Raw genomic sequence first — 23,228 nt, 5'->3', positions numbered from 1 at the left:
TCAGCCGATCGGCTCGATCAGCTCCGGCCCGTCGTTGTGGACCGAGTTCGCCGCCCGCGACACCTCGTGGTGGGCGAGGTCGTGGGCCAGCGCGTGCGAGTCGCGGTCGAGGAGGGCCAGCAGCTCGGTCGTGCCCAGGTGGTCGCCCAACCAGTCGTCGTACGACCCGGGTGCCAGGAGGGCGGGCATCCTGTCGTGGACCTCGCCCGGCGCGACGTGCGCGTCGCGCGTGACGATGGCCATCGACAGCACCCAGCGGTCGGGGTCGTCCTGCTCCTTCGTCGGATCGGCCCACGCGCTGCCCACCGCCGCCATCGCCAGGGCCCCCTCGGGGGCGTGCACGAAGTGCGGCTGCTTGCCCGTCGGCGTGACCACCCACTCGTAGTACCCCTGCGCTGGCACGATGCAGCGGGCCTGCGCGAACGGGCGGCGGAACATGCCGCTCGTCGCCACCGTCTCGATGCGGGCGTTGATCGGCTGCGGCCGCTTCTTCAGGTCGGGGTACCACGGCGGAACCAGGCCCCAGCGGACGCCCGCGAGCTCGCGCTCGCCGTGCCGCTCCCGGACCACCGGCACGACCGTGGTCGGCGCCACGTTGTAGTCCTCGCCCAGCGGGCCGAGCCCGTCGAGCAGGTCGGGGAGCAGCTCGGACGTGGCCCGGGCGATGACGTAGCGGCCGCACATGCCGCCAGTCTGCTCCCCTGCGCGTGGTCCGTCGGAAAAGGCGACCGTCCGCGGCCGCCAGGCGGCCCCGCCGGGGTGCCGTGCGGCGTGTCGCCGCCGACTCGTCGCCTTTTCCGACGAGAAGGGGGAGCAGGGGCGTTGGCTGGGGCCGTGACCGACACCATGCAGACCCCCCGCACCCCTGCCCGCCTCGCCGTCACCGGCGCGACCGGAGCCGTCGGCGGCGCCGTCGCCCGCGCGCTCGCCGCCGAGGGGGTGCCCCTGCGGCTCGTCGTGCGCGACGCCTCCCGCGCCCCCGACCTGCCCGGGGCGGAGGTGGCCGTCGCCTCCTACGCCGACGGCGACGCCGCCGAGGCCGCCCTGCGCGGGGTCGAGGTCCTCTTCATGGTCTCGGCCGGCGAGGCCGTCGACCGCCTCGACCAGCACCGCACCTTCGTCGACGCCGCCGTGCGCGCGGGCGTGCGGCACGTCGTCTACACGTCGTTCCAGGGGGCCGGCCCGGACGCCGTCTTCACGCTCGGCCGCGACCACGGCGCCACCGAGCAGCACCTGGTCGCCTCGGGCGTCGGCACGACGTTCCTCCGCGACAGCTTCTACCTCGACTCGCTCGTCGAGTTCGTCGACGAGGCCGGCGTGCTGCGCGGCCCGGCCGGCGAGGGCCGCGTCGCAGCCGTCGCGCGCGCCGACGTCGCCGCGGTGGCGGCGGCCGTGCTCCGCGATCCGGAGGCCCATCGCGGCGCCACCTACGACGTCACCGGAGGAGAGGCGCTCACCCTGTCGGAGGTCGCCGCCCGCCTGTCGGCCGCGACCGGACGCCCCGTCACGTACGCGCCCGAGACCGTCGAGGAGGCCTACGCCTCCCGCCAGGCCTGGGACCCCGAGCCGTGGCAGGCCGACGCGTGGGTCAGCACGTACACGGCCATGGCCGCCGGCGAGGTGTCGACCGTGTCGACGACGGTCCGCGACCTCACCGGGCGGGCGCCCCTGCGGCTCGAGGACGTCGTGGCGGGCTGAGGACGGGCCTCCTGCGGGGGCCGTCCTCCCGGGCACGGGCGCGTGCGTCGTCGCCGGGCGTGCACGGACGCCCGTGGGCGACGCACACGCCCGTCGAGGCACCGGCACCGGCACCGGCACCCGTACCCGCACCGGCGGCGCCGCCGACCCGACCCGAGCCGACCCGACCCGAGCCGACCGGGGCCGTGCGCGGACGCCCGGCTCAGGCCACGCGGCGGGAGGAGAGCACGCCGCTGACGCCGAGCACGAGCACGCTCGCGAAGACGGCGAGCAGCGGCACGGTCCAGGCGCCGGAGGCGTCGTGCAGACCGCCGATCGCGAGCGGCCCGAGCGCCGCGAGGGCGTAGCCGCCGCCCTGCACGAGCGCCGACAGGCGTCGGGCGTCGGTGTCCGTCGTGGCCATGCGCACGATGACGATGAACACGATCGTGATGCCACCGCCCTGGGCCGCGCCTCCGAGCACCGACCAGAGCAGCCACGCCTCGGGCGCGAAGAGCAGGCCGAGCGGCATGGCGGTCCAGAACACGGCGACGAGCGCGATGACGAGGGCGGGCCGGAGGCGCAGTGCCAGCAGCGGGACGCCGAGCGCCCCGACGACGGCCAGGATCTGGAAGACGGCCGAGCTCGCCCCGGCACCCTCGCGGGTGAGGCCGACCTCGTCGGCGAGGAGGGTGGGCATCCAGGCGGTGAGCCCGTAGTAGCCGAAGGCCTGCCCGGCGAACGCCAGCGTGAGGCCCCAGGTGGTCCAGCGGCGCAGCAGGGGGACGGCGGCACGGCGGGCGGCGGCGGCCTCCTCGTCGGAGACGACCCTCACCTCGCCGGTCACGACGTCGACCCCCGCGGCCTCGGCCTCGTCGAGCGCCCGGCGCCCGAAGGCCGCGCGCGGGCCGACCGCGGCCGACCACACGGCCACCGCGAGCACGACGAGCACGCCCCAGGCGACGAGCGCCCACGGCCAGCCGACGACGTTCGCCAAGGGCGCCGTGCCGAGCGACGTGAGCATCGACCCGACGTTGAGCGCCGACGTGTAGACGCCCGTCGCGAGGCCGGCCCTCGCGGGGCTGAAGTCGCGGCGGATGACGACGGGCAGCACGACGTTGCCGATCGTGATGGCGAAGCCGATCACGATGGTGCCCGCGACGAGCCAGGCCTCGCCGCCGAGCGAGCGCAGCACCGTGCCGAGCAGCACGCCCAGCAGGCTGACCGTGACGGCGCGCTCCGGGCCGATGCGGGCGATGAGCGCCGACGCGGGCGGGCTCGCGATCGCGAAGCAGAGCACGGGGATGCTCGTCAGCAGGCCGGCCACCACGGCCGAGAGGGCCAGGTCGCTGCGGACGTCGTCGAGCACGGGCGCGACGGCCACGATGGGACCGCGGTAGTTCAGCGCGATGAGGACGATCGCGACGGTGAGCAGCCAGGCGGCGGGGGAGCGGACGGCGGACGCCGCGCCGCGGGTCACGCGGCGCCGCGCAGGAGGCTCACGCCCAGCAGGTCGGCGAGCTCGGCGGGCGTCGCCACGACGGCGACCGCACCGGCCTGCTCGGCCGGGGAGCCGTAGCCCCACCCGACCATGATCGTGGGCACGCCGTGCTCGGCCGCGCCCTCGACGTCGTGCGAGCGGTCCCCGACGAGCACCGGGCGCGAGAGGTCGGCACCGCGCTCGCCGAGCCGGCGCAGCGCCTCGGCGACCACGTCGGCCTTCGTGTTGCGCACCTCGTCGTCGCTCGCACCCGTGATGACGTCGAGCCAGCGGTCCAGACCTGCCGCGACGAGGATCGCGGTGGCCGGGGTCTCGGGCTTCGACGTGGCCGTCGACGACGGGATGCCGGCCTCGTGGACGGCACGGAGGACCTCCGGCACGCCCTCGAAGATGGCACTGTCGGCGGCGCGCTGGAGGTAGTGGGCGCGGTAGACGCGCAGGGCCTCGTCGAGACGGTCGCCCTCGAGGCCGAGGAACCGCTCGAAGCTCTGCGGCAGGGGCGGCCCGACCCACTCGAGGAGCTCGGTCGGCGTCGGCACGGGCAGCCCCAGCTCGGCGATGGTGTGCGCGAGGCTGGCGGTGATGTGCGGCGCCGAGTCCGCGATCGTGCCGTCGAGGTCGAACAGGACGACCGAGTACGGGGAGGTCATGCCCCTCAGCCTAGGAGGCGAGGGCGGAGTCCGGTCGGCGTTCCCGCCGACCGCGCCGCGCGCTGCCCGGCGCGACCGGGAGGACGGGGTCGACGGCCGCCCGACGGGCCCGGAGCTCTCGCCGCGACAGCGCCGTGGCCGCCCCGAGCGCGGAGGAGGTCGGCGCCTCCGCCGCGGCCCGGGCCGTGCGGCTGCGGTGGAGCTCGTCGTAGAGGGGCGTCGCGGACCGGTACCGCACGAGGTCGTCGTAGATGGTCATGGTCGAGGCCTCCCCTGGGTCACCCCCATGATGGACCCGACATGTCACATGCGCAACCCTCGGGGTCAGAAGAGGCGGGAGTGCGAGTCGTCCAGCCCGCGCATGGCGTCGTAGTCGAGCAGGAGGCAGCGGATGCCCCGGTCCTGCGCCAGCGTGCGCGCCTGCGGCTTGATCTCCTGCGCGGCGAACACGCCCGTCACGGGAGCCAGGTGGGGGTCGCGGTTCATGAGCTCGAGGTAGCGGGTGAGCTGCTCGACGCCGTCGATGTCGCCGCGGCGCTTCAGCTCGACCGCCACCGCGCCTCCTGAGGCGTCGCGCGCCAGGATGTCGACGGGGCCGATCGCCGTCATGTACTCGCGCCGCACGAGGGTGTGGCCCTCGCCCAGCAGGTCGATCTGCTCGGCGAGCAGCTTCTGCAGGTCGGCCTCGACGCCGTCCTTCGTGAGGCCGGGATCGACCCCCATCTCGTGGGACGAGTCGTGCAGCACCTCGTGGATCGACACGAGCAGGATGTCCGCCGTCTTGGCCTGGCTGACCTTCCAGACCTCGGTGACGCCCGCGGCCCGCTGGTCGTCGTCGGGCTCGATCGACCGGAGCGTGCAGGGCGGGCTCATCCAGTTGAGCGGCTTGTAGCTGCCGCCGTCGCTGTGGACGAGCAGGCTGCCGTCGCTCTTGACCATGAGGAGGCGGGTGGCGAGGGGGAGGTGGGCCGAGAGGCGTCCGGCGTAGTCGACGGAGCAACGGGCGATGACGAGGCGCACCGGACGAGCGTAGCCGTCCGCGCCCGACCGTCGGCTCGCCGGGGTCGTCGGCCCCATATGTCGCGCATCTGATGTGGTACTCGGTAAGGTCGGTGCATGCGCCCCGTCCCCCTCCCCGACCGCGAACCGCAGGAGGCCCCGTGACCGCCCCCGACGTGCCCGACGTGCCCGACGTGCCCGACGCCCCCGACGTGCTCGACGCTCCCGACGCCCCCGAGGTGCCCGACGTGCCGGGCGCCCGGCGCCCCGACGACGCTCGGTCCGGGCCGCCCGCCGACCCGACGGCCGGGTCCCGCGGCCCGGACGGCCGCACGGCGCCGGACGACGTGGGAGCGGCGACGCGCCGCCTGCTCCTCGACCTCGTGAGCGGCCGCCGTCCGCACGGCAGTCCGGTGCGCGTGGCCGAGCTGGTCCGCGAGCACGAGGTCGAGGCCGGCGCCGCCCGGCTCGCGATCGCCCGGCTCCGCGACGCCGGCCTGCTCACCTGCTCGACGTGGAGCACGGACATTGTCGTCAGCTGGCACCCGGCCCGGTCCCGCCTGCTGCTGAGGCGACTGGTCCGCCTCGTGGAGGCCGTGGTCGACCGCGCTCCCGACGTCGCGGGGCTGCCCGAGCGGCCCCTGCGCCCCGCGACGGCCGACGCCCTCGACCTCACGCTGCCCGACGACGCGGCGCGCCTCGTCGCCCTCTGCCGTTCGCTCTTCACGACGCTGCCCGAGCCCGTGCGCAGCGACGCCGGGCCCGAGCTGCTCGACCTCGTCGAGGTGCTCTGCAGCGACGAGGCCCTCGCGGTCGACGGTTCGCGGCGCTCACGGCCCGCGTCGGAGCGCGGCGCGATCGTCGACCGTCTGGAGCAGGCCGCGAGGCTCGGCGACTGGGGCGCCGTGCGCGACACGGTGCGCGAGCACGCGGTGGCGCTCAGTCCCGAGGCGCCTCCGGCTGCGGTCCCGGCTCGCTGACGGCGGGCTCCCTCGCCGCACCGGCCGCCGCTCCCGCGACGCCGATGAGCACGAGCACGACGAGCAGGGCCCGCAGCAGGCCGACGTGCTCGCCGAGCAGCCCGATGACGGGCGGCAACGCCAAGAAGGCCACGTACCCGACCGTCGCGACCGCGCTCACGCGAGCCGCCGCCGTGCGCGGGTCGTCCGCCGCCGCGGACAGCCCGACCGGGAACCCCAGGGCCGATCCGGCGCCCCAGGCCAGCACGCCGACGATCGCCAGCCACGCCCACGGCGACAGGATCACGAGCAGGAGGCCCGCGGCCGCGGCGACCGCCGAGGCACGCAGCATCGGCACCCGGCCGTACCGGTCGAGCAGGGGCCCGCCCGCGATCCGCGCCGCCGTCATCGCCGTTACGAAGACGAAGAACACCGTCGCCCCGCCCTCGTTCGTGAGGCCGTGGCCGTCGACCATCGCGAGGGCCAGCCAGTCGTTCGCCGAGCCCTCCGCGGTCGCCATCCCGAGCACGACGAGACCGAGCAGCAGCGTGCCGGGGGCGCGCCAGACGCCCAGGCGGTCGCGCCAGGTGGCAGGAGGCGCGGCCGCGGGGGACCCGGGTGCGGGGTCGCCCCGGCCGGGGAGCTCCTGGGCGGGGCCGGCCTCGCGACCGGGGCCAGCCCCCTGCGCGGCCGCGGCCCCTCGTGCTGCCGGCGTGCGCGCCTCCTGCGCCTCGGCCTCGGGACGGAGCCGGGGCACGGCGACGACCATGGCGACCACGACGCCCACCGCGACGACGCCGACGTGGACCGCGACGGGGACGCCGAGCAGCTCGGCCCCCGCGCTGAGCAGGGCTCCGGCCATGGTGCCGACGCTGAACGCGGCGTGGAACAGCGGCATCACCGTGGTCCCGAGGGCGCGCTCGGCGGCTGCGCCCGACACGTTCATGGCGACGTCGCAGAGCCCGTTGCCGAGGCCGAAGACGGCGAGGCCGACGGCGATCGCCCAGAAGCCGGCGCCCAGGCTGGCCGCGAGACCGGCGGCGGCGAGGCCGACGGCGACCGTGACCAGCGCCAGGCGCACCGCCCGGGGTGCACCCGTCGAGGCGATGACGTGGCTCGACAGCGTGATGCCGAGGATCGAGCCGACGCTGAGGCCGGCGACGAGCAGACCCATCTCGAAGGTGGTGGCATCGAGGAGGTCGCGCACGGCGGGCACGCGGCCCAGCCAGGTGGCGACGGCGAGGCCGGAGAGGCCGAAGACGACGAACAGGGCGTTCCGCCAGCGCAGGAGGACGTGGCGGGCCTCGGTCCGGGCACGGGCACGGGCGGGGGCGGTGGCGGGTCGTGGCACGGGAGCTCCGGACGTCTCGTCGTCGAATCGATTCGAGGACCACGCTAGCGGCTCGGGCGGCGCTCGCGGAAGGGCCGCGTGCCGGGCCGAGCGCGACCGCTGCCGTGCCCCGCACCTCCTGCAGGGCCGTCGGCTAGGCTCCAGCCCCATGAGCCCGACCGACGCGACGGAGCGCCGTGGCCCCTCCGGCTCGCCGGAGGCCCGCCCCACCCTGGCCGCCGTCGCACGCCTGGCCGGCGTCTCGGCCTCGACCGCGTCGCTCGCGTTCAGCGGCGGTGGCCCCGTCTCGGGCGACACGAAGCAGCGCGTGCTCGACGCGGCCGCCCAGCTCGGCTACGCGGGGCCCGACCCCCGCGCACGCTCGTTGCGCCGGGGCCGCAGCGGCATCGTCGGCACCGTGATCGAGGACTCCCTGAGCGGCGCCTTCCGCGACCCGGTCAACATCGCCATGCTCGACGGCCTCTCCGACGTCGTCGGCGCCGCGGGGGCCTCGCTGCTCCTGCTGCCCGAGCAGGCCGGCGAGCCCTCGCGCCTGCTCGACGCCCCGCTCGACGCGGTCGTGCTGTTCGGCTGCTCGATCCGCATCACCGAGTCGGTGGAGATCCTGCGCCGCCGCGGGATCCCGGTCGTCGCCATCGAGGGGCCGCCGATGGAGGGCGTGCACGACGTCGCCCTCGACAACGCCGACGCGTCGCGCGCGCTCGCCGAGCACCTCCGCGACCTCGGTCACCGTCGCGTCGCCGTCGTCACCCTCGAGCTCGGGCCGACCCGCTTCGTGGGCGCGCTCACGCCCGAGCGCGAGGCGGCCGGGACGGGCTGGACGACCCTCGAGCGCCTCCGCGGGATCCGCGCCGTGTTCCCCGACGCCGCGGGCATCGCGACCACCGGCAGCGCGTTCGACGAGGGGCGCCGGGCCGCCCTCGACCTGCTCGACGTGCCGGCCGCCGAGCGCCCCACGGCGGTGGTCGCGCAGAGCGACCTGCTCGCCGCGGGCGTCGTCGCGGCCGCCGACGAGCTCGGACTCGCCGTGCCCGGCGACCTCAGCGTCGTGGGCTTCGACGGCGTGCGCATCGACGACCCCCGGTCGGCCTGCCTCACGACGATGGTGCAGCCCTCCCAGGAGAAGGGCCGCGCCGCCGGGCGGGCCGTGCTCGCCATGCTCGCGGGCGAGGCACCGGACCCGGTCGGGTTCCGCTGCACGTTCCGGCGCGGCACGACCACCGGGCCCGCGCCCGCCTGAGCCGGGCCGCCCGGCTCGGGGCGCCTGGGCCTGGGGCGCCTGAGCCGCCTGGCTCGGGGTGCCTGGGCCTGGGCCTCCTGGCCGCCCCCCGCTGTCCCGCCCGGTGCCTGGCGGGAGGGTGTCCACGTTCGGCGGGTGCCGACGGGGTGTGCCCGCGTGTCGTGGACACCCTGGGAGGAGGGTGTCCACGATGTGCTGGTCGCGGGCCGGCGAAGGGACCGATCGTGGACACCCTCGGGGCGGCGCGGGCGGCGCGGGCGGCGCGAGCAGGGCGGCCCGGCTCAGGAGGCGCCGGTCACCTGCCAGCGCGACCCCGCCGCGCGCAGGCCCAGCGTCACGGCGCGCGCCCCGACGTAGCCGAGCCCGAACGCGAGCCACAGCCCGACGGCGCCCGCGCCCGCCGCCCCGGCCCACCACAGCAGTGGCAGGTAGACGACGACGGTCGCGACGCCGGCGAGGGCAAGGTAGCGGGCGTCGCCGGCACCGAGCAGCACGCCGTCGAGCACGAACACGAAGCCGGCGAGCGGCACGCCGACCGCCATGGCGAGCACGACGCCGGGCAGCAGGTCGCGGACCCCCTCGTCCGAGCTGAAGACGGGCGCCAGCACGGGGGCGAGCAGCGCGAGCAGGAGGCCCAGGGCGGCCCCGGCGAGCAGCCCGAACGTCACGAGGCGGCGGGTCACGGCGCGCACGCGGGCAGCGTCGCCGGCGCCGAGGGCGTGGCCGACCATGGCCTGCGCGGCCACGGCGAGGGCGTCGAGCGCGAACGCGAGCGTGGCGAAGAGCGTGAGCGCGATCTGCACGGTGGCGAGCCCGGTGACGCCGAGCCCCGCGGCGGCCGACACGGTCGCGATCATCGCCACCCGGAGGCTCGCGTTGCGCACGAGCAGCCACGCCCCCGAGCGCACGACGCGGCCGAGTCCGGCGAGTCCGGGGCGCAGCGGCGCCCCTGCGGCACGAGCCGCCCGCACGGCGATGACGACGTAGACGGCGGCCATGCCCCACTGCGCGACGACCGTCCCGGCCGCCGACCCGGCGACGCCCCAGCCGAGCAGGTAGAGGAACACCGCGTTGAGCCCGGCGTTCGCGGCGAAGCCGACGGTGGCGACGACGAGCGGGGTCCGGGTGTCCTGCAGGCCGCGGAGCAGCCCGGTCGCGGCCACGACGACGAGCATCGCGGGCACCCCGACGAGCGACACCGTGAGGTACGTCGTCGCGGCGTCGACGACGGCCGGGGTCGTGTCGAAGAGCGACAGGAGGGGGCGGGCCGTGACCGCGCCGACGAGCGCGAGCACGACGCCGAGCAGGAGTGCCGTCCAGATCCCGTCGATGCCCGCGCGGACCGCACCGGTCCGGTCGCCGGCCCCGAGCCTCCTGGCGACGGTCGGCGTCGTCGCGTAGGCGAGGAACACCAGCAGCCCGATCGCGGTCTGCAGCACCACCCCGGCGACGCCGACGCCCGCGAGGGGCACGGCGCCGAGGTGGCCGACCATCGCGGTGTCGGTGAGCAGGAAGAGCGGCTCGGCGACGAGCGCGCCGAGGGCGGGCACCGCCAGCCGGAGGATCTCCCGGTCGAGCGCGCGGCGGGCGACCCGGCGCTCGGGGCCGGCCACGGCCTCCTGCGCGCCCGGCACTGCGCCCGTCGGCGTCGGCTCGGTCCCCGGCACGTCAGTCGGTGCCGCGGAGGCGGCCGACCGCGCTCATGAGGTGGTAGACGACGATCGCCGCGACGGTGCCGAGGATGATGCCGCCGAAGCTCGCGCCGCTCAGCACGAAGGTGAAGTCCGCGATGCCCATGATGAGCGCGATGCCCGCGGTCAGCTGGTTCTTCGGCTTCGAGAAGTCGACGCGGTTCTCGACCCAGATACGGATGCCGATGACGCCGATGAGGCCGTACAGCGCCGTCGTCACGCCGCCCAGCACGCCCGGTGGGACGGTGAAGATGACGGCGCCGATCTTCGGCGACAGGCCGAGCAGGATCGCCACGATGCCCGCCACCCAGTACGCGGCGGTCGAGAAGACGCGCGTGGCGCTCATCACCCCGATGTTCTCGCCATAGGTCGTCGTCGCCGACCCGCCGCCGAGGCCCGCGAGGACCGTGCTGAGGCCGTCGGCGAAGAGGGCCCGGCCGGTGAGGGGGTCGAGGTCGCGACCGGTGAGCTGCCCGACGCCCTTGACGTGGCCCACGTTCTCGGCGACGAGCGCCAGGACGACGGGCAGGAACCCCAGGTAGATCGGCAGCTGCGCGAGGTCGAACGCCGGCGCGGTGAAGGTGGGCAGGCCCATCCAGTCGGCCTCGCCGACCTCCGAGAAGTCGACCTGGCCGGCGAGGACCGCGGCGACGTAGCCGACGACGACGCCCACGAAGATCGAGAGGCGGCCCAGGAGGCCCTTGAACAGCACGGCGCTGAGGATCACCGCGAGCAGCGTGATCGTCGCGACGCCCGGCGCCTGCGTGAAGTTGTCGCGCGCGGCCGGCGCGAGGTTGAAGCCGATGAGGGCGACGATCGCACCGCTGACCACCGGGGGCAGCAGCACGTCGATCCAGCGCGAGCCGGCCAGGTGCACGAGCACGCCGACGAGCGCGAGCATCGCGCCGACGACGACGATGCCGCTCAGGGCGAGGGGGATCCCGCCGATCTGCGTCGCGGCGCCCACGGGGGCCAGGAACGCGAACGACGAGCCGAGGTAGGAGGGCAGGCGGTTGCGGGTGACGAGGAGGAACAGCAGCGTGCCGATCCCCGAGAAGAGCAGGGTCGTGCTCGGCGGGAACCCCGTGATGATCGGCACGAGGAAGGTCGCGCCGAACATGGCTACGACGTGCTGCCCGCCGAGGCCGATCGTGCGGCCCCAGGTGAGGCGTTCCTCGGGCTGGACGACGGTCGAGGCGTCGACGGTGCGGCCGTCGCCGTGCAGGTTCCAGGGGAGCGCCATGGGAACCGACTGTATCGCCCGGCGCGGCGTCGGAGGCCTCGCCTAGGGTGGTGCGCATGACGGACGACGCGCTGCCCTCAGGGATCACGACCGACGAGCTCGACCCCGACGTGCGGCCGCAGGACGACCTGTTCCGGCACGTCAACGGGCGCTGGATCGCGCGCACCGAGATCCCGGAGGACAAGGCCCGCTACGGGTCGTTCACGCTCCTCGCCGAGGAGGCCGAGCAGGCCGTCCGCGACATCGTGCACGAGTCGCAGACCGCCGAGCCCGGCACCGAGGCGCGCAAGGTCGGCGACCTCTACACGAGCTTCCTCGACGAGGAGCGCATCGAGCGGCTCGGCGCCGAACCGCTCGTGCCGCTGCTCGCCGAGGTCGACGGTGTCGACGACGTGGCCGGCCTCCTGCGCCTCGTCGGCACGTGGGAGCGCCGCGGGCTGCCGAGCTTCGTGCAGCTCTTCGTCGACAACGACCCGGGCGACCCCGAGCGCTACGTGCTCTTCGCCGAGCAGGGCGGCCTCGGCCTGCCCGACGAGTCGTACTACCGCGACGAGAAGTTCGAGGGCGTGCGCACCGCCTACCGGGCCTTCGTCGCCGAGATGCTCGGCCTCGCCGGTCTCGACGAGCCCCAGGTGCGGGCCGACCGCGTCGTCGAGCTCGAGACCGCGCTCGCCGCCGAGCACTGGAGCAACGTCCGCACCCGCGACAGCCAGGCCACCTACAACCCCCTGCCCTGGGCCGAGGCCGCGGCGCTCGCCGAGGGCGTCGACCTCGCCGCCTGGCGCGACGCCGTGGGGGCGCCGGAGGGCGCCTTCGAGACGGTCGTCGTGCGCGAGCCGTCGTTCCTCACCGGCCTCGCGGGCCTCCTGACCACCGACCGGCTCGACGCCTGGCGCGACTGGGCCCGCTGGCAGGTCGTCCGCTCGTCGGCCGCCTACCTCTCGACGCCCTTCGTCGAGGCCAACTTCGGCTTCTACGGCCGCACGCTGAGCGGCACCCCCGTGCAGCGCGCCCGCTGGAAGCGCGGCGTCTCGCTCGTCGAGGGCTCGCTCGGCGAGGCCGTCGGCCGCATCTACGTCGAGCGGCACTTCTCGAGCACCGCCAAGGCCTCGATGGACGTCCTCGTCGACCACCTCGTCGAGGCGTACCGGCAGAGCATCGCGCAGCTGTCGTGGATGACCGACGAGAGCCGCGCGCGAGCCCTCGACAAGCTCGAGGCGTTCACGCCCAAGATCGGGTTCCCGGTGCGCTGGCGCGACTACTCGGCGCTCGAGGTCGACCCGGCCGACCTGCTCGGCAACGTGCGCGCCTCGGCCGCCTTCGGCTTCGACCGCGAGCTCGGCAAGATCGGTCGGCCGCTCGACCGCGACGAGTGGTTCATGACCCCGCAGACGATCAACGCGTACTACAACCCCGGGTTCAACGAGATCGTGTTCCCGGCCGCGATCCTGCAGTTCCCGTTCTTCGACGAGCAGCGCGACGCCGCCGCGAACTACGGGGCGATCGGGGCCGTCATCGGCCACGAGATCGGGCACGGCTTCGACGACCAGGGCTCCCGCTACGACGGCGACGGCCGGCTCACCGACTGGTGGACCGCCGACGACCGCGCGGCCTTCGAACGCCTCACCGTCTCGCTCATCGAGCAGTACGACGCGCTCGCCCCCGCACAGGTGCCCGACCACCACGTGAACGGGGCGCTCACCATCGGCGAGAACATCGGCGACCTGGGCGGTCTCGCCATCGCCTGGAAGGCCTACCTCCTGTCGCTCGACGGCACCGAGCCGCCCGTGGTCGACGGCCTCACCGGTGCCCAGCGCTTCTTCCTCAGCTGGGCGCAGGCCTGGCAGATGAAGCTGCGCGACGAAGAGGCGATCCGCCTGCTGGCGATCGACCCGCACTCGCCCAACGAGTTCCGGTGCAACCAGATCGTGCGCAACATCGACGCGTTCTACGACGCCTTCGACGTCACCGAGCGCGACGCCCTCTGGCTCGCCCCCGAGGCCCGCGTCACGATCTGGTGAGCGGGGGCGACGAGCGCCGGGGCGGCCGGAGGCGCGGGGGAGGCACCGGCGGAGCACGGCACGGCGGCGAACGGTCGTCGGCCTCGTTCGACCGGTCCTTCGGCGTGCTCGCCGAGCTCGCGCACCGCGGCGCCACCGTGTCCGCCGCCGTGCACGACCTCGACTCGGGCGAGGAGCTCTTCGCCGTCGACGAGCGCGTGGCACTGCCCATCGCCCAGGTCGGCGCCCTGCTGCTGCTCGTCGAGGTCGCGGCCCAGCTCGAGGAGGGCAGGCTGTCGCCGCTGACCAGCGTCCCCCGCGGCGGGCCGCTCGGGGACGACGTGCTGCCCGGGGCCTCCGGCCTCTGGCCCTACCTGCGGCGGGACGCCTTCAGCGTCGTCGACGCCGCGACGCTCGTCGGGGCCCTCCGGGACGCCTCCGCGATCAACGCGCTCGTGGCGCGCATCGGCCTCGACGCCGTGCGGGCCCGCGCCGAGCAGCTCGGCCTGCGCCGCACCGCGCTGCTCGACATCGCCCGGCCCGACCGGGGCCCCGACGACGCCCCCGACCTCGCGGTCGGCTCCGCGCACGAGCTCGCCGACCTCTGGGCCCGGCTGGTGCGCGGCGAGGTCGTCGACCCCGCCGTCAGCGACCGGGTGCTCGGCTGGGCGTCGCTCTCTCGGGATCTCTCGCTCGCCGCCTCGGCCTTCGGGCTCGACCCCGGCTCGCACCGTCGCCGCGACCACGACCTCCAGCTCGTGCACGTCACGGGCGCCGCGGTCGGCGTGCGCAGCGAGTCGGGCGTGCTGCGCGGGTCACGACGCGGCGTCGCCTGGGCGGTCACCGTCACCTTCGACGACCGCACGCTCGGGCAGCGGCTGCAGGTGCTCGACGCCTACCGGGTGATCGGGACGGAGCTGCTCGAGCACGTGCACTGAGCCGCCGGGCTCAGGGGTGGGCCCAGCGGGCCCGGTGGACCCGGCGGACCCGGCGGACCCGGCGGACCCGGCGGACCCGGCCCCGGTCTGCTCCTGGCGGTGTCCACGACACGCGGAGGCGGAACGGCAGCACCCGCCGTGCGTGGACACCGTCCGCGCGACGGCGTCCACGAACGGTCCTGTGGGAGAGCGGTCGTCCGCGTGTCGTGGACACCCTCCCCGGGAGCCGGGAGCCGGGAGCCGGGAGCTGGGAGCCGGGAGCTGGGAGCCGGGAGCCGGGGGCCGGGAGCTCGAGGACGGGGGCCGGAGCCTGGAGGGTCAGCCGGGATCGGGCGGCCCCGGGCCTGGAGCCCGGGCTCAGCCGGGCTGGACGGCGTTGACGGTCAGCAGCGGGACCGAGGGGTCGGCGCAGGCGGTGTACTCGCCCTCGACGAAGAGGGCGTGGGTCTCGCCGGGCGGGTAGACCCGGAACCCGTCGGCCAGCCGAGGCCGGCACTGCGCCGAGGCCCAGTCGACGGCGGGCGCGACGAGCACGAGCACGGTGGCGGCGCCTCCTGCCTCGAGGGTCACGGTGTCGTGGGGCAGGCTCACGATGTCGCGTTCCGCGGCCGCACCGAGCTGGGTGCCGTCGCCGAAGCCGACGAGGGAGACGCCCGGCCAGCCCTGCAGCGTGCACGAGGTCGAGCCGGTGTTGGTGAGGACGAGCGTCACCTGGGCGTCGCCGCCGACGGACAGCCCGTCGTCGTCGACGACGCCCGTCAGGTCGTCGGTGCGGCAGCGGTCCGTCGCGGTGCTCGTGCTGGCGCCGCCCTGGGCCGGGGCCACGCCGTGCGCGCCCGTGGGAGCGGGGGTGTCGGACGGTGCCGGATCGGAGGTGGAGGGCACGACGAGGGGCGACGCCCCCGACGGCGACAGGGTCGCGCAACCCGCGAGGGCGACGACGGCGGCCAGCGCCAGCAGGGTGCTGGCGGGCCGGAGCAGATCTGTCGGGGTCAGGCTCACCCGGACACGATCGCACCCTTGTCCGTGAGCGCGGTCAGCGGACGGTGGGGACCTTCCCAGGCTGGGACGATGCTGACTATCGCGACAGGTGTCGTCCCCGCTGGGCGGAGCGGCGGTGACCCCGCGGGAGCCCGCGCCAGCGGGGATCAGTCCACGAGGTCGAGCGCGTGCAGGCGCTCGAGCGTCGCGACGCCGGCCGGGGGACAACGCTCGAGGTCCGCGGTGGTGGCCCAGTGCAGGGCGCTGACCTCGGCGGACGGCACCGGCTCCGGCGATCCCTCGACGAGGCCGCCCTCGAAGAGGGTCATCTCGACCAGGCGCCCCTCGGGCTCACCGTCGGCCTGCGTGACGACCGTGAACAGGGCGCGCACCGAGGCGGGGTCGACGACGACGCCGACCTCCTCGTGCGCCTCGCGCACGGCCGCGGCGGCGCCGGTCTCGCCGGGCTCGACCTTGCCGCCGGGCAGGTACCAGAGGCTCCTGCCCCGGGCGGTGACCATCAGCAGGCGCCGGTCGCGGACGAGGGCGAGGGCGCTGACGACGAGGGGCTGCACCCGGTGATCCTCGCAGACCGACGGCGCTGGCATGATGGGCGCATGCGGCCCCGCGACGCCCCGGCCCCGCCCGCGACCCTGGTCGACGTCGCGGCCCGCGCCGGCGTGAGCATCAAGACCGCCTCGCGCGCCGTCAACGGCGAACCGCACGTCGCCGAGGCCACGCGGCGCCGCGTCGTCGAGGCCGCGACGGCCCTCGGTTTCCGGCTCAACAGCCAGGCGAGCATGCTGCGCCGCGGCGTGCGGCCCGGCGTCGTCGGCTTCGTCATGGGCGACCTCGCCAACCCCTTCTACGCGGCCATCGCGAAGGGCCTCGAGCAGGAGGCGCGCGGCCGGGGCCTGCAGGTCACCGTCGCGAGCACCGACGAGGACCCGGAGCGCGAGCGCGACCTCGTCGCCGAGCTCGTCGACCGGCAGGTGCGCGCCCTCGTCGTCGTCTCGACCCGCCCCGACCACGCCGACCTCGAGCCGGTGCAGCAGCGCGGCATCCGCGTCGTGTTCGCCGACCGTCCGCCCGTCGGGCTCGACGCCGACGCCGTGCTCCTCGACGACGAGGGCGGCGCGCGACGCGCCACCGAGGCGCTGCTCGCCCACGGCCACCGCCGCATCGGCTTCGTCGGCGACTTCTCGCGCCTGCCCACGCACCGCGACCGGCTGCACGGGCACGCCGCCGCCATGGACGCCGCGCACGTCGAGGGCTGGCGGCGCTGGGTCCGCGAGGACCGGCACGACGCCGCGTCCGCGCGGGGCGGCGTGCGCGAGCTGCTCGAGCTCGACGAGCCGCCGACCGCGCTCTTCACGAGCAACAACCGGGTGACGATCGGGGCGCTCTCGGCGCTGCGGGGCGTGGCCGCGCCTCCTGCCCTCGTGGGCTTCGACGACTTCGACCTGGCCGACGTGCTCGGCGTCACCGTCGTCGCCCACGATCCCGTCGAGATGGGCCGGCGGGCCGCCGTGCTCGCCCTCGAGCCCGCCGACGCACCGCGCCGGGTCGTGCTGCCCACGGTGCTGGTCCGCCGCGGCTCCGGCGAGGTCGCCCCTGGCGACGCCTGGCGCTGACCCGCCGCTGCCCCGGGCCCTGCACCCGCCTGCCGCGCCCTGAGTCGGAAAAGGCGACAGGCAGGAGGTGGTGGCCGGCTCCGGCAGGGACGGGGACGGCGTGTCGTAGCGGACGTGTCGCGTTCGGCGCGAACCTGCGGGCGGCGGAGGAACCACGCCTCGGCGCGGGCGTGGAGGCCGACGCGTGGTTCGCCTGCGCACAGGGCGGGGCCGCCCGCAGCTGCTGCTGAGGACGGCCCCGTCGCGGTGCTGCGGACGGCTACTCGCGGCCGGCGACCTCGGCCACCTCGACCCCCTCGCCGAGCGACCGACGCCGACGGTGGGCCCCGACGCCGAGCGCGACGAGCGCCAGGCCGGAGGCCAGGAGCACGCCCGCGAGGAGCATCCCGTCGAGCGGGGGCTCGGTGCGGCCACCGGTCCAGGCCAGCGAGCCGTCGTTCGATCCCGGCCGGACGGGGGCGACGCCCTCGTCGGCGGGAGCGACGTCGACCACCCGGAAGGCGGCACGGACCGTGGCCTGCGACGTGTCGCCCACGGCCTCGACCTCGTGCGCTCCGGTGGCGGCCTCCACCGGCACGGTGAAGCTGCCGCGGAGGACGCCGCTCGCGTCGGCGGTGACGCTGCCGAGGGCGATCGGGTCGCTGTGGAGGGTCAGCGCGACGGTCTCGCCGGGCGCGAAGCCCGACCCGTCGACCGGCACGACGGTGCCGCGCGGGGCGGCGTCGACGAGCACGCGCAGCTCGGGCGCCCAGCCGGGCTGACCGGGCTCGCCGGGCCCACCGGGCTCACCGGGCTCCCCGGGCTCCCCGGGCTCCCCGGGCTCGCCCGGTCCGGGCTCCCCGGCGGCCGACACCCGCAGCTCGCCCGAGGCGGCCGTCTGCGAGACCGCGCCGACGGCGGTGACGGGGTACGTGCCTCCTGCCGTGCCCGCGGGGACCGCGAGCGTGGTGGCGAGGGCCCCGTCGCCGTCGGTGGTGGCCGTGACCACGACGTCGTCGCCGGCCGTGCCGAGGGCTGCGGTGACCTCCACCTGCTCGTCGGGTGCGAACCCGGTGCCGGTGACGTCCGCGGTGCTCCCGGCCGGGACCTCCTGGTCGTCGGCGACGGTGATCGTCGGCGCCCAGGCGGGTGCGGCGTCGACGGTGGCCGTGGTGCGGGCGGCGGCGCTGCTGCGGCCGTCGTCGACGGTGACGGTCACGGCGTACTCGCCCTCGAGCGCGTAGACGTGGCTGCCGGTGACGCTGCCGCCCTCGACGGCGACGGTCTCGAGCGCGGTGCCGTCGCCCCAGGCCACGGTCGCGGTGGTGCCCTCGGGGGCCTCGCCGTCGATCGTGGCGAGGGTGCCGCCGAGCTCCTCGCCGGCGGTGCCGTCGAGCGCGGTGCCCGCGGTGAGGGCGAGCGGGGCAGGAGGCGCGAGCCGCGTCCCGTCCGTGGCCACCGCGAACACGTGGATGCGTCCGGCGGCCCGCGGGTCGCCGGTCTGCACCGGCAGGGTCAGCGACACGGCCTCCTTGCCCTCGGGCAGGGTGACCGGTGCCGTGGCGTAGACCGCGGCGGGCAGGTCGGCCGTGCCGGAGGCGCCGACCGTGCGGAACGCGCTCGTCGCGACGAGCAGGTTGCCAAAGGCGGGTGCGGTGGCCGCCCCGGTCCAGTCGCCGAACTCGATCGGCAGCGGCTGGGTGCTGCCGTCGTCGAAGGTCAGCGTGCCGACGGTCTGCTGGCCGCGCTCGGTGGCGGTTCCGATCACCGACAGCTGGGTGACGTCGTCCCCGAGGTGCAGGGGCAGCACCTGGCCGTTCCCGGTCGCGTTGTCGGGCTCGCCGGCCGGGATCGCCGGCAGGTCGAAGTCGAGCTCGGTGCCGGGCACCGCGACCGTCGTGCCCTGGACGAAGCCGTCCTCGGCGAGCGACGTGCGCGAGAGGCCGTTCTGCAGGTAGTCGCAGTTCGCGGCCTGCCCGGGGTCGCCGAGGCAGACGGAGTCGTACGCGCCCTCGAGGGTCCGGGCGGTGCGGCTGACCGTGACCGTGGCGGTGGTGCTGACGCGCGCGTCGCCGTCGATCGCGGTGACGATCACCGGCTGGGCGCCGGCACGGTCGAGCAGGTGCGCCGGGGCGACCACCTCGACGCCGCCGAGCGGTGCCGGGGCGAGCGTGGCGGCCTGCGGGCCCTCGCCGTCGAGCCAGTCGACCGTGGCCGTCAGCTCGTCGGTGCCGGAGGCGCCGGTCACGGTGGCGACGGTGCCCTCGAACGAGGTCCCCACCTCCGCCGTGAGGTCGGGCCGCGGCGCGATCGCGAGGTCGCCGGCGGTGGCCTCCGGGTCGACGAGCAGCTCGAGCTCGGACAGCGTCGCCGCCCGACCGTCGGTCGTGGCCGTGGTGACGATCCGGTACCAGCCCAGCGCCGTGGGCGCCTCGACGGTGAACGGCCGTGTCTGCAGCGCCGACGGGAACGCCTGCCCGGTGCGCTCGTCGAGCGTCGTCCAGGTGCTGCCGTCGCTGGAGCCCTCGAGCCGCCAGGCGGTGGGGGCCGCCGAGCCGTCGGGACCGTTCGTCAGCGTGTACCGCTCGACCGCGACGGGGCCGGACGCGCTCTGCCAGGTGACCTCGGCCTCCTGCGCGTCGAACGTCACCGAGCTGCGCGCGCTGTCGTCGACGAGCGTGCCGGTGGCCGTGCCGTCGCTGCTCGTGAGCAGCCCCTGGCCCGGTCGGGTCGCGTCGACGAGCGGGGTGGGCACCTCGACCGCCTCGGGGGCGTGCGCCGCCCAGTCGCTCGGCTGCTCGCCCATCTGGAAGGTGAGCTGGCCACCGGCCGCGACGTCGTCGTGCGAGAGCGCGACGGTGTCGATCGCGCGACCGTTCAGCGTCGCGGACTGCACGTGCACGGCGTCGACGGAGTTGCCCTCGGCGGTGATGGTGAAGTCGCCGCCCGGCAGGTGGAGCGTGGCCTCGTCGAAGAGGGGCGAGCCGATCGTGTAGTCCGACGTGCCCATCGCGAGCGGGTAGAAGCCCAGCGCCGAGAAGAGGTACCACGACGACATCTCGCCGTTGTCCTCGTCGCCCGGGTAGCCCTGGCCGATGTCGCTGCCGACGAAGAGGCGCTGCGTGATCTCGCGCACCACCGCCTGCGTCGTGGCCGGGTCGCCGTTGGCCGCCGAGATGTAGGGGATGTGGTGAGACACCTGGTTGCTCATGCCGAGCTGGCCCAGGCGGACGTCGCGCGCCTCGAGCATCTCGTGGATGACGCCGCCGTAGCCGCCGGGCTTGTCCGCCTCCTCCGGGGTGGCGTAGAACTCGGCGAGCTTCGCGTCGAGGCCCTCCGAGCCGCCGTGGAGGGAGGCGAGGCCGGGCACGTCGAAGGGTGCGTGGAAGGCGAAGTTCCACCCGTTCGTCTCGGTGTAGGCGCCGCCCCAGTCCTCGGGGTCGTACTCGGCAGCGGGCGTCGCGAAGCTGCCGTCGGCGTCCCTGGCCTGGAAGAACCCGATCTCGGGGTCGAAGAGGTACGGGTAGTCCTGGGCCCGGTCGAGCAGCCAGGCCGACTCCTCGCGCAGTTGTGCGCGGCGGTCGTCGGGCGTGGCCGGGTCCTCGGCGAGCCGGGCGGCCATCCGGCCGAGGCCGAAGTCGTTGATGTAGCCCTCGAGCGCCCACGAGACGCTCTCGTGCGTCGACTCGGGCGTGTACCCGAGGAAGAGCGACTGGTCGAGGCCCTTGCGGCCCACTCCGCTCTGGGTCGGCTGCACGCTGGCGTTCTTCAGGCCGGCGTCGTACGCCTCGAGGGCGAGCTCGCTGCTGATCGCTCCCTTGACGTAGGCGTCGGCGAAGGCGACGTCCGAGCTGGTTCCGGTCATGAGGTCGGCGTAGCCGGGGCTCGACCAGCGGGCGATCCAGCCGGAGTCGCGCTCCATCTGGACGAAGCCGTCGACGAGGCGCTCGGCGACGTCGGGATAGAGCAGCGAGTAGGCCGGCCACACCGTGCGGTAGGTGTCCCAGAACCCGTTGTTGACGTAGATCTCGCCCTCCCGCACCTGCGCGTTCGTCGTCGTGGCCGTGGCCTCGCCCTGCTTCGGGGCGACCGGGCTGGCGTAGCGGTGCACCGGCGCGGCGGCCGTGCCCGTGTTCTCGAACTGCGAGTTCGGGTAGAGGTTGAGGCGGTAGAGGCTGCCGTAGAGCGTGGCGAGCTGGTCGTCGGTCGCGCCCTGCACCTCGACCACGCCGAGGCGGTCCTCCCACGCGTCGGACGCGGCCTGGCGGACCTGCTCGAAGCTGCGGTCGGCGAGCTCGAGGTCGGCGTTGTGCCGGGCCTGGTCGAGCGAGAGGAACGAGGTCGCGAGCCGCAGCTCGACGACGCCCTCGGCGGCACCACCGGAGGCCCGGGTCGCGTCGAACGACGCGTACGAGGCCCCGGCGCGGTCACCGGCGGCGGCACCGACCGAGGTCGGCGTGCGGTCGAACTGCCCCCACACGAACATGCGCGAGGCCCCCGTGGACAGGCCGGAGCCGTTCTCCACCCAGCCGGTCACGACGCCCTCGGGCGAGACCTGCAGCTCGGAGTCCCCGGCGACGCGGTCGACGAGCACGCTGCCCGCGCGGGAGCCGTCGCCCTCCGGACCGTCCTCCTCCGGGAAGGCGAAGCGCAGGACGGCGCCGTGGTCGGTCGGCGTGACGGCGGTCTCGAGGCCGCTCGTGGTGCGGACGCTGTACAGGTCGGGGCGGGCGAGCTCGTCGCCGTGGTCGAACGGGAGCGCGCGGGCCGCGAGGGACGCGTCGGGCGCGCCCGTGCCTCCTGCCGGCACCGCCGTGGTCGAGGGGAGCAGCGCGAGCTGGTTCCGGTCGCCCATCCAGGGGCTGGGCTCGTGCGAGATGCCGACGCCCTGCAGGGTGGGCAGGTTCTGCGCGTCGTTGCCGCGCGACCAGTCGTAGAGCCAGCTCTGGCTGGACGCGGCCGTCATGGGCGTCCAGAAGTTGAAGCCGTTCGGCACGGCCGTGGCGGGGATGTTGTTGCCCCGGCTGAACGAACCGGTCGAGTTGGTGCCGCGTCGGGTGTCGACGCTCTCGACGAGCTCGTCGCCGCCGACCGCGACGGGGGCCGGGTCGAGGTCGAGGTCGTCGACCCAGCCCTGGAACCGCGTCGCGTCGGAGCCGCCGGCGTTGTCGTAGGTGAGCACGACGCTCTGGACCGTGCGCCCGGCGAGCTCGCCGAGCGGCACGCGGACCGAGTTCCAGTGGTCGGCGTAGAGGATCTTCGCGGCGCCCTGGCCGGCCGCCGAGGCGTCCTGCCCGTGACCGTCGACGATGCCCTCGACGGACGAGACGAGCGTGCCGTCGTCGAGCTGCAGGTCGACCGCCGCGTGGGTGGCGGGGTACTGCAGGTCGCCGCCCAGCTCGGGGAAGATCTTGTACGAGAAGACGGTGTCGGCGCCGATGGCGAGGTCGAGGTCGTCGTAGAGCACGTTGGTCGCCGAGGCGGGGCCGTCGGCGGTGTGCTCGCCCGCGTAGCGCAGCGACTTCGTGCCGCTGAAGCCCATCGAGGGCTTGGCGGTGAGGCCGGTGACCGGGCCGCCGGCGACCTCGGTCGCCATGGGGCCCGCCGGGGGCACGGCCGCGGAGCCGTCGTTCAGGGTCCAGTCGGCGAGCTGGGTGATGCTGCCGCCGCTGTTCTGGGTGATGTCGAGACGGTAGGCGTCGTACTCGCCGGGGGCGTCGAGCTCGTACGTGTTCACGGTCTGCCGGCCGGCGAAGGCGACGTCGGTCTGCGTGTCGAGCACGGTCCAGGTGGCGCCGCCGTCGGTCGAGCCCTGCACCGTGAACGTGCGCGGGTCGCGTTCAGGGTTGTCGTTGCCGCTCGTCAGCGAGTAGGTCGCGAGGGGGTGCGGGCCGTCGAGCAGGTAGGTGATCGTGCCGCGCGGCTCGAAGGCGAGCCACTTGCTGGCGGGGTTGTCGTCGGTGAGCGCGACGGCGGTCTCGCCGGGAGGGTTCTCGGCGCTCGCGGTGACGTCGGCGACGTACGGCGCCAGGCTGCCGGGGGCGTGACCGGTCGAACCGGTCACGGCGACCGGGTCGGTGAGCGGCGTGCTCGCGAGCGGCTGGGGGTCGGCGGCCTCGAACGAGGTGCGCCAGTCACTGCCGGCGGCGACCTGCCCGGTCCCGTCGCCCGGGGCCGCGGACGCGGTGCCCGCGGTGCCCAGGGCGAGGCCCGAGGTGGCCAGCGCGCAGGCCAGCGACATCACCCCGATGCGCTGCGCCCCGGCCCGCAGGCCGTTCCTCCCGGGGAGCCCGAGGGCTCCGTTCCCGCTGGTCCTGCCTGCCGTGCGTCGGCTGGTCGCCATCGACACTCTCCTGCACTCGTTCCGTGATGTGGACGGACGACG

17 protein-coding genes are annotated in these 23,228 nt (G+C 75.4%); 6 read left to right on the top strand and 11 right to left on the bottom strand.

Features of this window, described 5'->3' with window-relative positions; all coding sequences use genetic code 11:
• Complete coding sequence (locus ACYVHQ_RS06320; RefSeq protein ID WP_460511340.1) at window positions 1-684, bottom strand: SOS response-associated peptidase; 684 nt, start codon at window positions 682-684, stop codon at window positions 1-3.
• Between the two features lie 150 nt (window positions 685-834).
• Between ACYVHQ_RS06320 and ACYVHQ_RS06315 the strand changes: the two genes are divergently transcribed.
• Window positions 835-1,698: an SDR family oxidoreductase gene (locus ACYVHQ_RS06315; RefSeq protein WP_460511339.1), complete on the top strand. Its 864-nt coding sequence runs from the start codon at window positions 835-837 to the stop codon at window positions 1,696-1,698.
• Window positions 1,699-1,900: 202 nt separating this feature from the next.
• Here ACYVHQ_RS06315 and ACYVHQ_RS06310 read toward each other — a convergent pair whose 3' ends face one another.
• From ACYVHQ_RS06310 to nucS, 4 genes are all read right to left on the bottom strand, one after another.
• Window positions 1,901-3,157 carry an MFS transporter gene (locus tag ACYVHQ_RS06310; protein WP_460511338.1) on the bottom strand — a complete coding sequence of 419 codons (1,257 nt, stop codon included), beginning with the start codon at window positions 3,155-3,157 and terminating at the stop codon, window positions 1,901-1,903.
• Entirely contained in the window at window positions 3,154-3,828 is a 675-nt protein-coding gene (locus ACYVHQ_RS06305; protein WP_460511337.1) for an HAD hydrolase-like protein, read from the bottom strand. Before ACYVHQ_RS06305 ends, ACYVHQ_RS06310 begins: the two co-directional genes overlap by 4 nt.
• A 10-nt stretch (window positions 3,829-3,838) precedes the next feature.
• Window positions 3,839-4,087, bottom strand: a complete 249-nt coding sequence (locus ACYVHQ_RS06300) for a hypothetical protein (RefSeq protein WP_460511336.1) — start codon at window positions 4,085-4,087, stop codon at window positions 3,839-3,841.
• Between the two features lie 65 nt (window positions 4,088-4,152).
• Window positions 4,153-4,848, bottom strand: a complete 696-nt coding sequence (gene nucS, locus ACYVHQ_RS06295) for an endonuclease NucS (protein ID WP_460511335.1) — start codon at window positions 4,846-4,848, stop codon at window positions 4,153-4,155.
• Window positions 4,849-4,988: 140 nt separating this feature from the next.
• Between nucS and ACYVHQ_RS06290 the strand changes: the two genes are divergently transcribed.
• Complete coding sequence (locus ACYVHQ_RS06290) at window positions 4,989-5,807, top strand: hypothetical protein (protein WP_460511334.1); 819 nt, start codon at window positions 4,989-4,991, stop codon at window positions 5,805-5,807.
• Here the strand turns inward: ACYVHQ_RS06290 and ACYVHQ_RS06285 are convergent.
• Complete coding sequence (locus ACYVHQ_RS06285; protein WP_460511333.1) at window positions 5,767-7,137, bottom strand: MFS transporter; 1,371 nt, start codon at window positions 7,135-7,137, stop codon at window positions 5,767-5,769. The genes ACYVHQ_RS06290 and ACYVHQ_RS06285 overlap by 41 nt on opposite strands.
• Before the next feature lie 148 nt (window positions 7,138-7,285).
• Between ACYVHQ_RS06285 and ACYVHQ_RS06280 the strand changes: the two genes are divergently transcribed.
• The gene (locus ACYVHQ_RS06280) at window positions 7,286-8,377 is read left to right on the top strand and encodes a LacI family DNA-binding transcriptional regulator (RefSeq protein ID WP_460511332.1); all 1,092 of its coding nucleotides are present in this window, start codon (window positions 7,286-7,288) and stop codon (window positions 8,375-8,377) included.
• A gap of 281 nt (window positions 8,378-8,658) precedes the next feature.
• Here ACYVHQ_RS06280 and ACYVHQ_RS06275 read toward each other — a convergent pair whose 3' ends face one another.
• Window positions 8,659-9,990, bottom strand: coding sequence for an MATE family efflux transporter (locus ACYVHQ_RS06275; RefSeq protein WP_460511331.1), 1,332 nt, complete (start codon window positions 9,988-9,990; stop codon window positions 8,659-8,661).
• A gap of 55 nt (window positions 9,991-10,045) precedes the next feature.
• Entirely contained in the window at window positions 10,046-11,311 is a 1,266-nt protein-coding gene (locus ACYVHQ_RS06270) for a uracil-xanthine permease family protein (protein WP_460511330.1), read from the bottom strand.
• A gap of 56 nt (window positions 11,312-11,367) precedes the next feature.
• Here ACYVHQ_RS06270 and ACYVHQ_RS06265 point away from each other — a divergent pair, with 56 nt between their 5' ends.
• Both ACYVHQ_RS06265 and ACYVHQ_RS06260 read left to right on the top strand, forming a co-directional pair.
• Complete coding sequence (locus ACYVHQ_RS06265; protein WP_460511329.1) at window positions 11,368-13,332, top strand: M13 family metallopeptidase; 1,965 nt, start codon at window positions 11,368-11,370, stop codon at window positions 13,330-13,332.
• Window positions 13,329-14,249 carry a serine hydrolase gene (locus ACYVHQ_RS06260; protein ID WP_460511328.1) on the top strand — a complete coding sequence of 307 codons (921 nt, stop codon included), beginning with the start codon at window positions 13,329-13,331 and terminating at the stop codon, window positions 14,247-14,249. Before ACYVHQ_RS06265 ends, ACYVHQ_RS06260 begins: the two co-directional genes overlap by 4 nt.
• A 357-nt stretch (window positions 14,250-14,606) precedes the next feature.
• On the opposite strand, the gene ACYVHQ_RS06255 is transcribed toward ACYVHQ_RS06260, so the two are convergent.
• Together ACYVHQ_RS06255 and ACYVHQ_RS06250 are read right to left on the bottom strand one after the other, a co-directional pair.
• Window positions 14,607-15,251, bottom strand: a complete 645-nt coding sequence (locus ACYVHQ_RS06255; RefSeq protein WP_460511327.1) for a DUF4232 domain-containing protein — start codon at window positions 15,249-15,251, stop codon at window positions 14,607-14,609.
• Window positions 15,252-15,397: 146 nt separating this feature from the next.
• Window positions 15,398-15,805, bottom strand: a complete 408-nt coding sequence (locus tag ACYVHQ_RS06250; protein WP_460511326.1) for an NUDIX hydrolase — start codon at window positions 15,803-15,805, stop codon at window positions 15,398-15,400.
• Window positions 15,806-15,847: 42 nt separating this feature from the next.
• Between ACYVHQ_RS06250 and ACYVHQ_RS06245 the strand changes: the two genes are divergently transcribed.
• A complete protein-coding gene (locus tag ACYVHQ_RS06245; protein WP_460511325.1) occupies window positions 15,848-16,864 on the top strand; it encodes a LacI family DNA-binding transcriptional regulator in 1,017 nt (338 codons plus the stop codon).
• Window positions 16,865-17,123: 259 nt separating this feature from the next.
• On the opposite strand, the gene ACYVHQ_RS06240 is transcribed toward ACYVHQ_RS06245, so the two are convergent.
• Window positions 17,124-23,186: a GH92 family glycosyl hydrolase gene (locus ACYVHQ_RS06240; protein ID WP_460511324.1), complete on the bottom strand. Its 6,063-nt coding sequence runs from the start codon at window positions 23,184-23,186 to the stop codon at window positions 17,124-17,126.
• Between the last annotated feature and the right edge of the window lie 42 nt (window positions 23,187-23,228).

This window comes from Frigoribacterium salinisoli (assembly GCF_054781095.1).
This window is presented reverse-complemented; position numbering and strand designations above follow the sequence as displayed.

Coding starts and splice junctions, on each gene's coding strand:
- ACYVHQ_RS06270 (WP_460511330.1), bottom strand. CDS start 11,311: ATGGCGCTCCCCTGGAACCTGCACGGCGACGGCCGCACCGTCGACGCC.
- ACYVHQ_RS06305 (WP_460511337.1), bottom strand. CDS start 3,828: ATGACCTCCCCGTACTCGGTCGTCCTGTTCGACCTCGACGGCACGATC.
- ACYVHQ_RS06320 (WP_460511340.1), bottom strand. CDS start 684: ATGTGCGGCCGCTACGTCATCGCCCGGGCCACGTCCGAGCTGCTCCCC.
- ACYVHQ_RS06245 (WP_460511325.1), top strand. CDS start 15,848: ATGCGGCCCCGCGACGCCCCGGCCCCGCCCGCGACCCTGGTCGACGTC.
- ACYVHQ_RS06240 (WP_460511324.1), bottom strand. CDS start 23,186: ATGGCGACCAGCCGACGCACGGCAGGCAGGACCAGCGGGAACGGAGCC.
- ACYVHQ_RS06265 (WP_460511329.1), top strand. CDS start 11,368: ATGACGGACGACGCGCTGCCCTCAGGGATCACGACCGACGAGCTCGAC.
- ACYVHQ_RS06280 (WP_460511332.1), top strand. CDS start 7,286: ATGAGCCCGACCGACGCGACGGAGCGCCGTGGCCCCTCCGGCTCGCCG.
- ACYVHQ_RS06300 (WP_460511336.1), bottom strand. CDS start 4,087: ATGACCATCTACGACGACCTCGTGCGGTACCGGTCCGCGACGCCCCTC.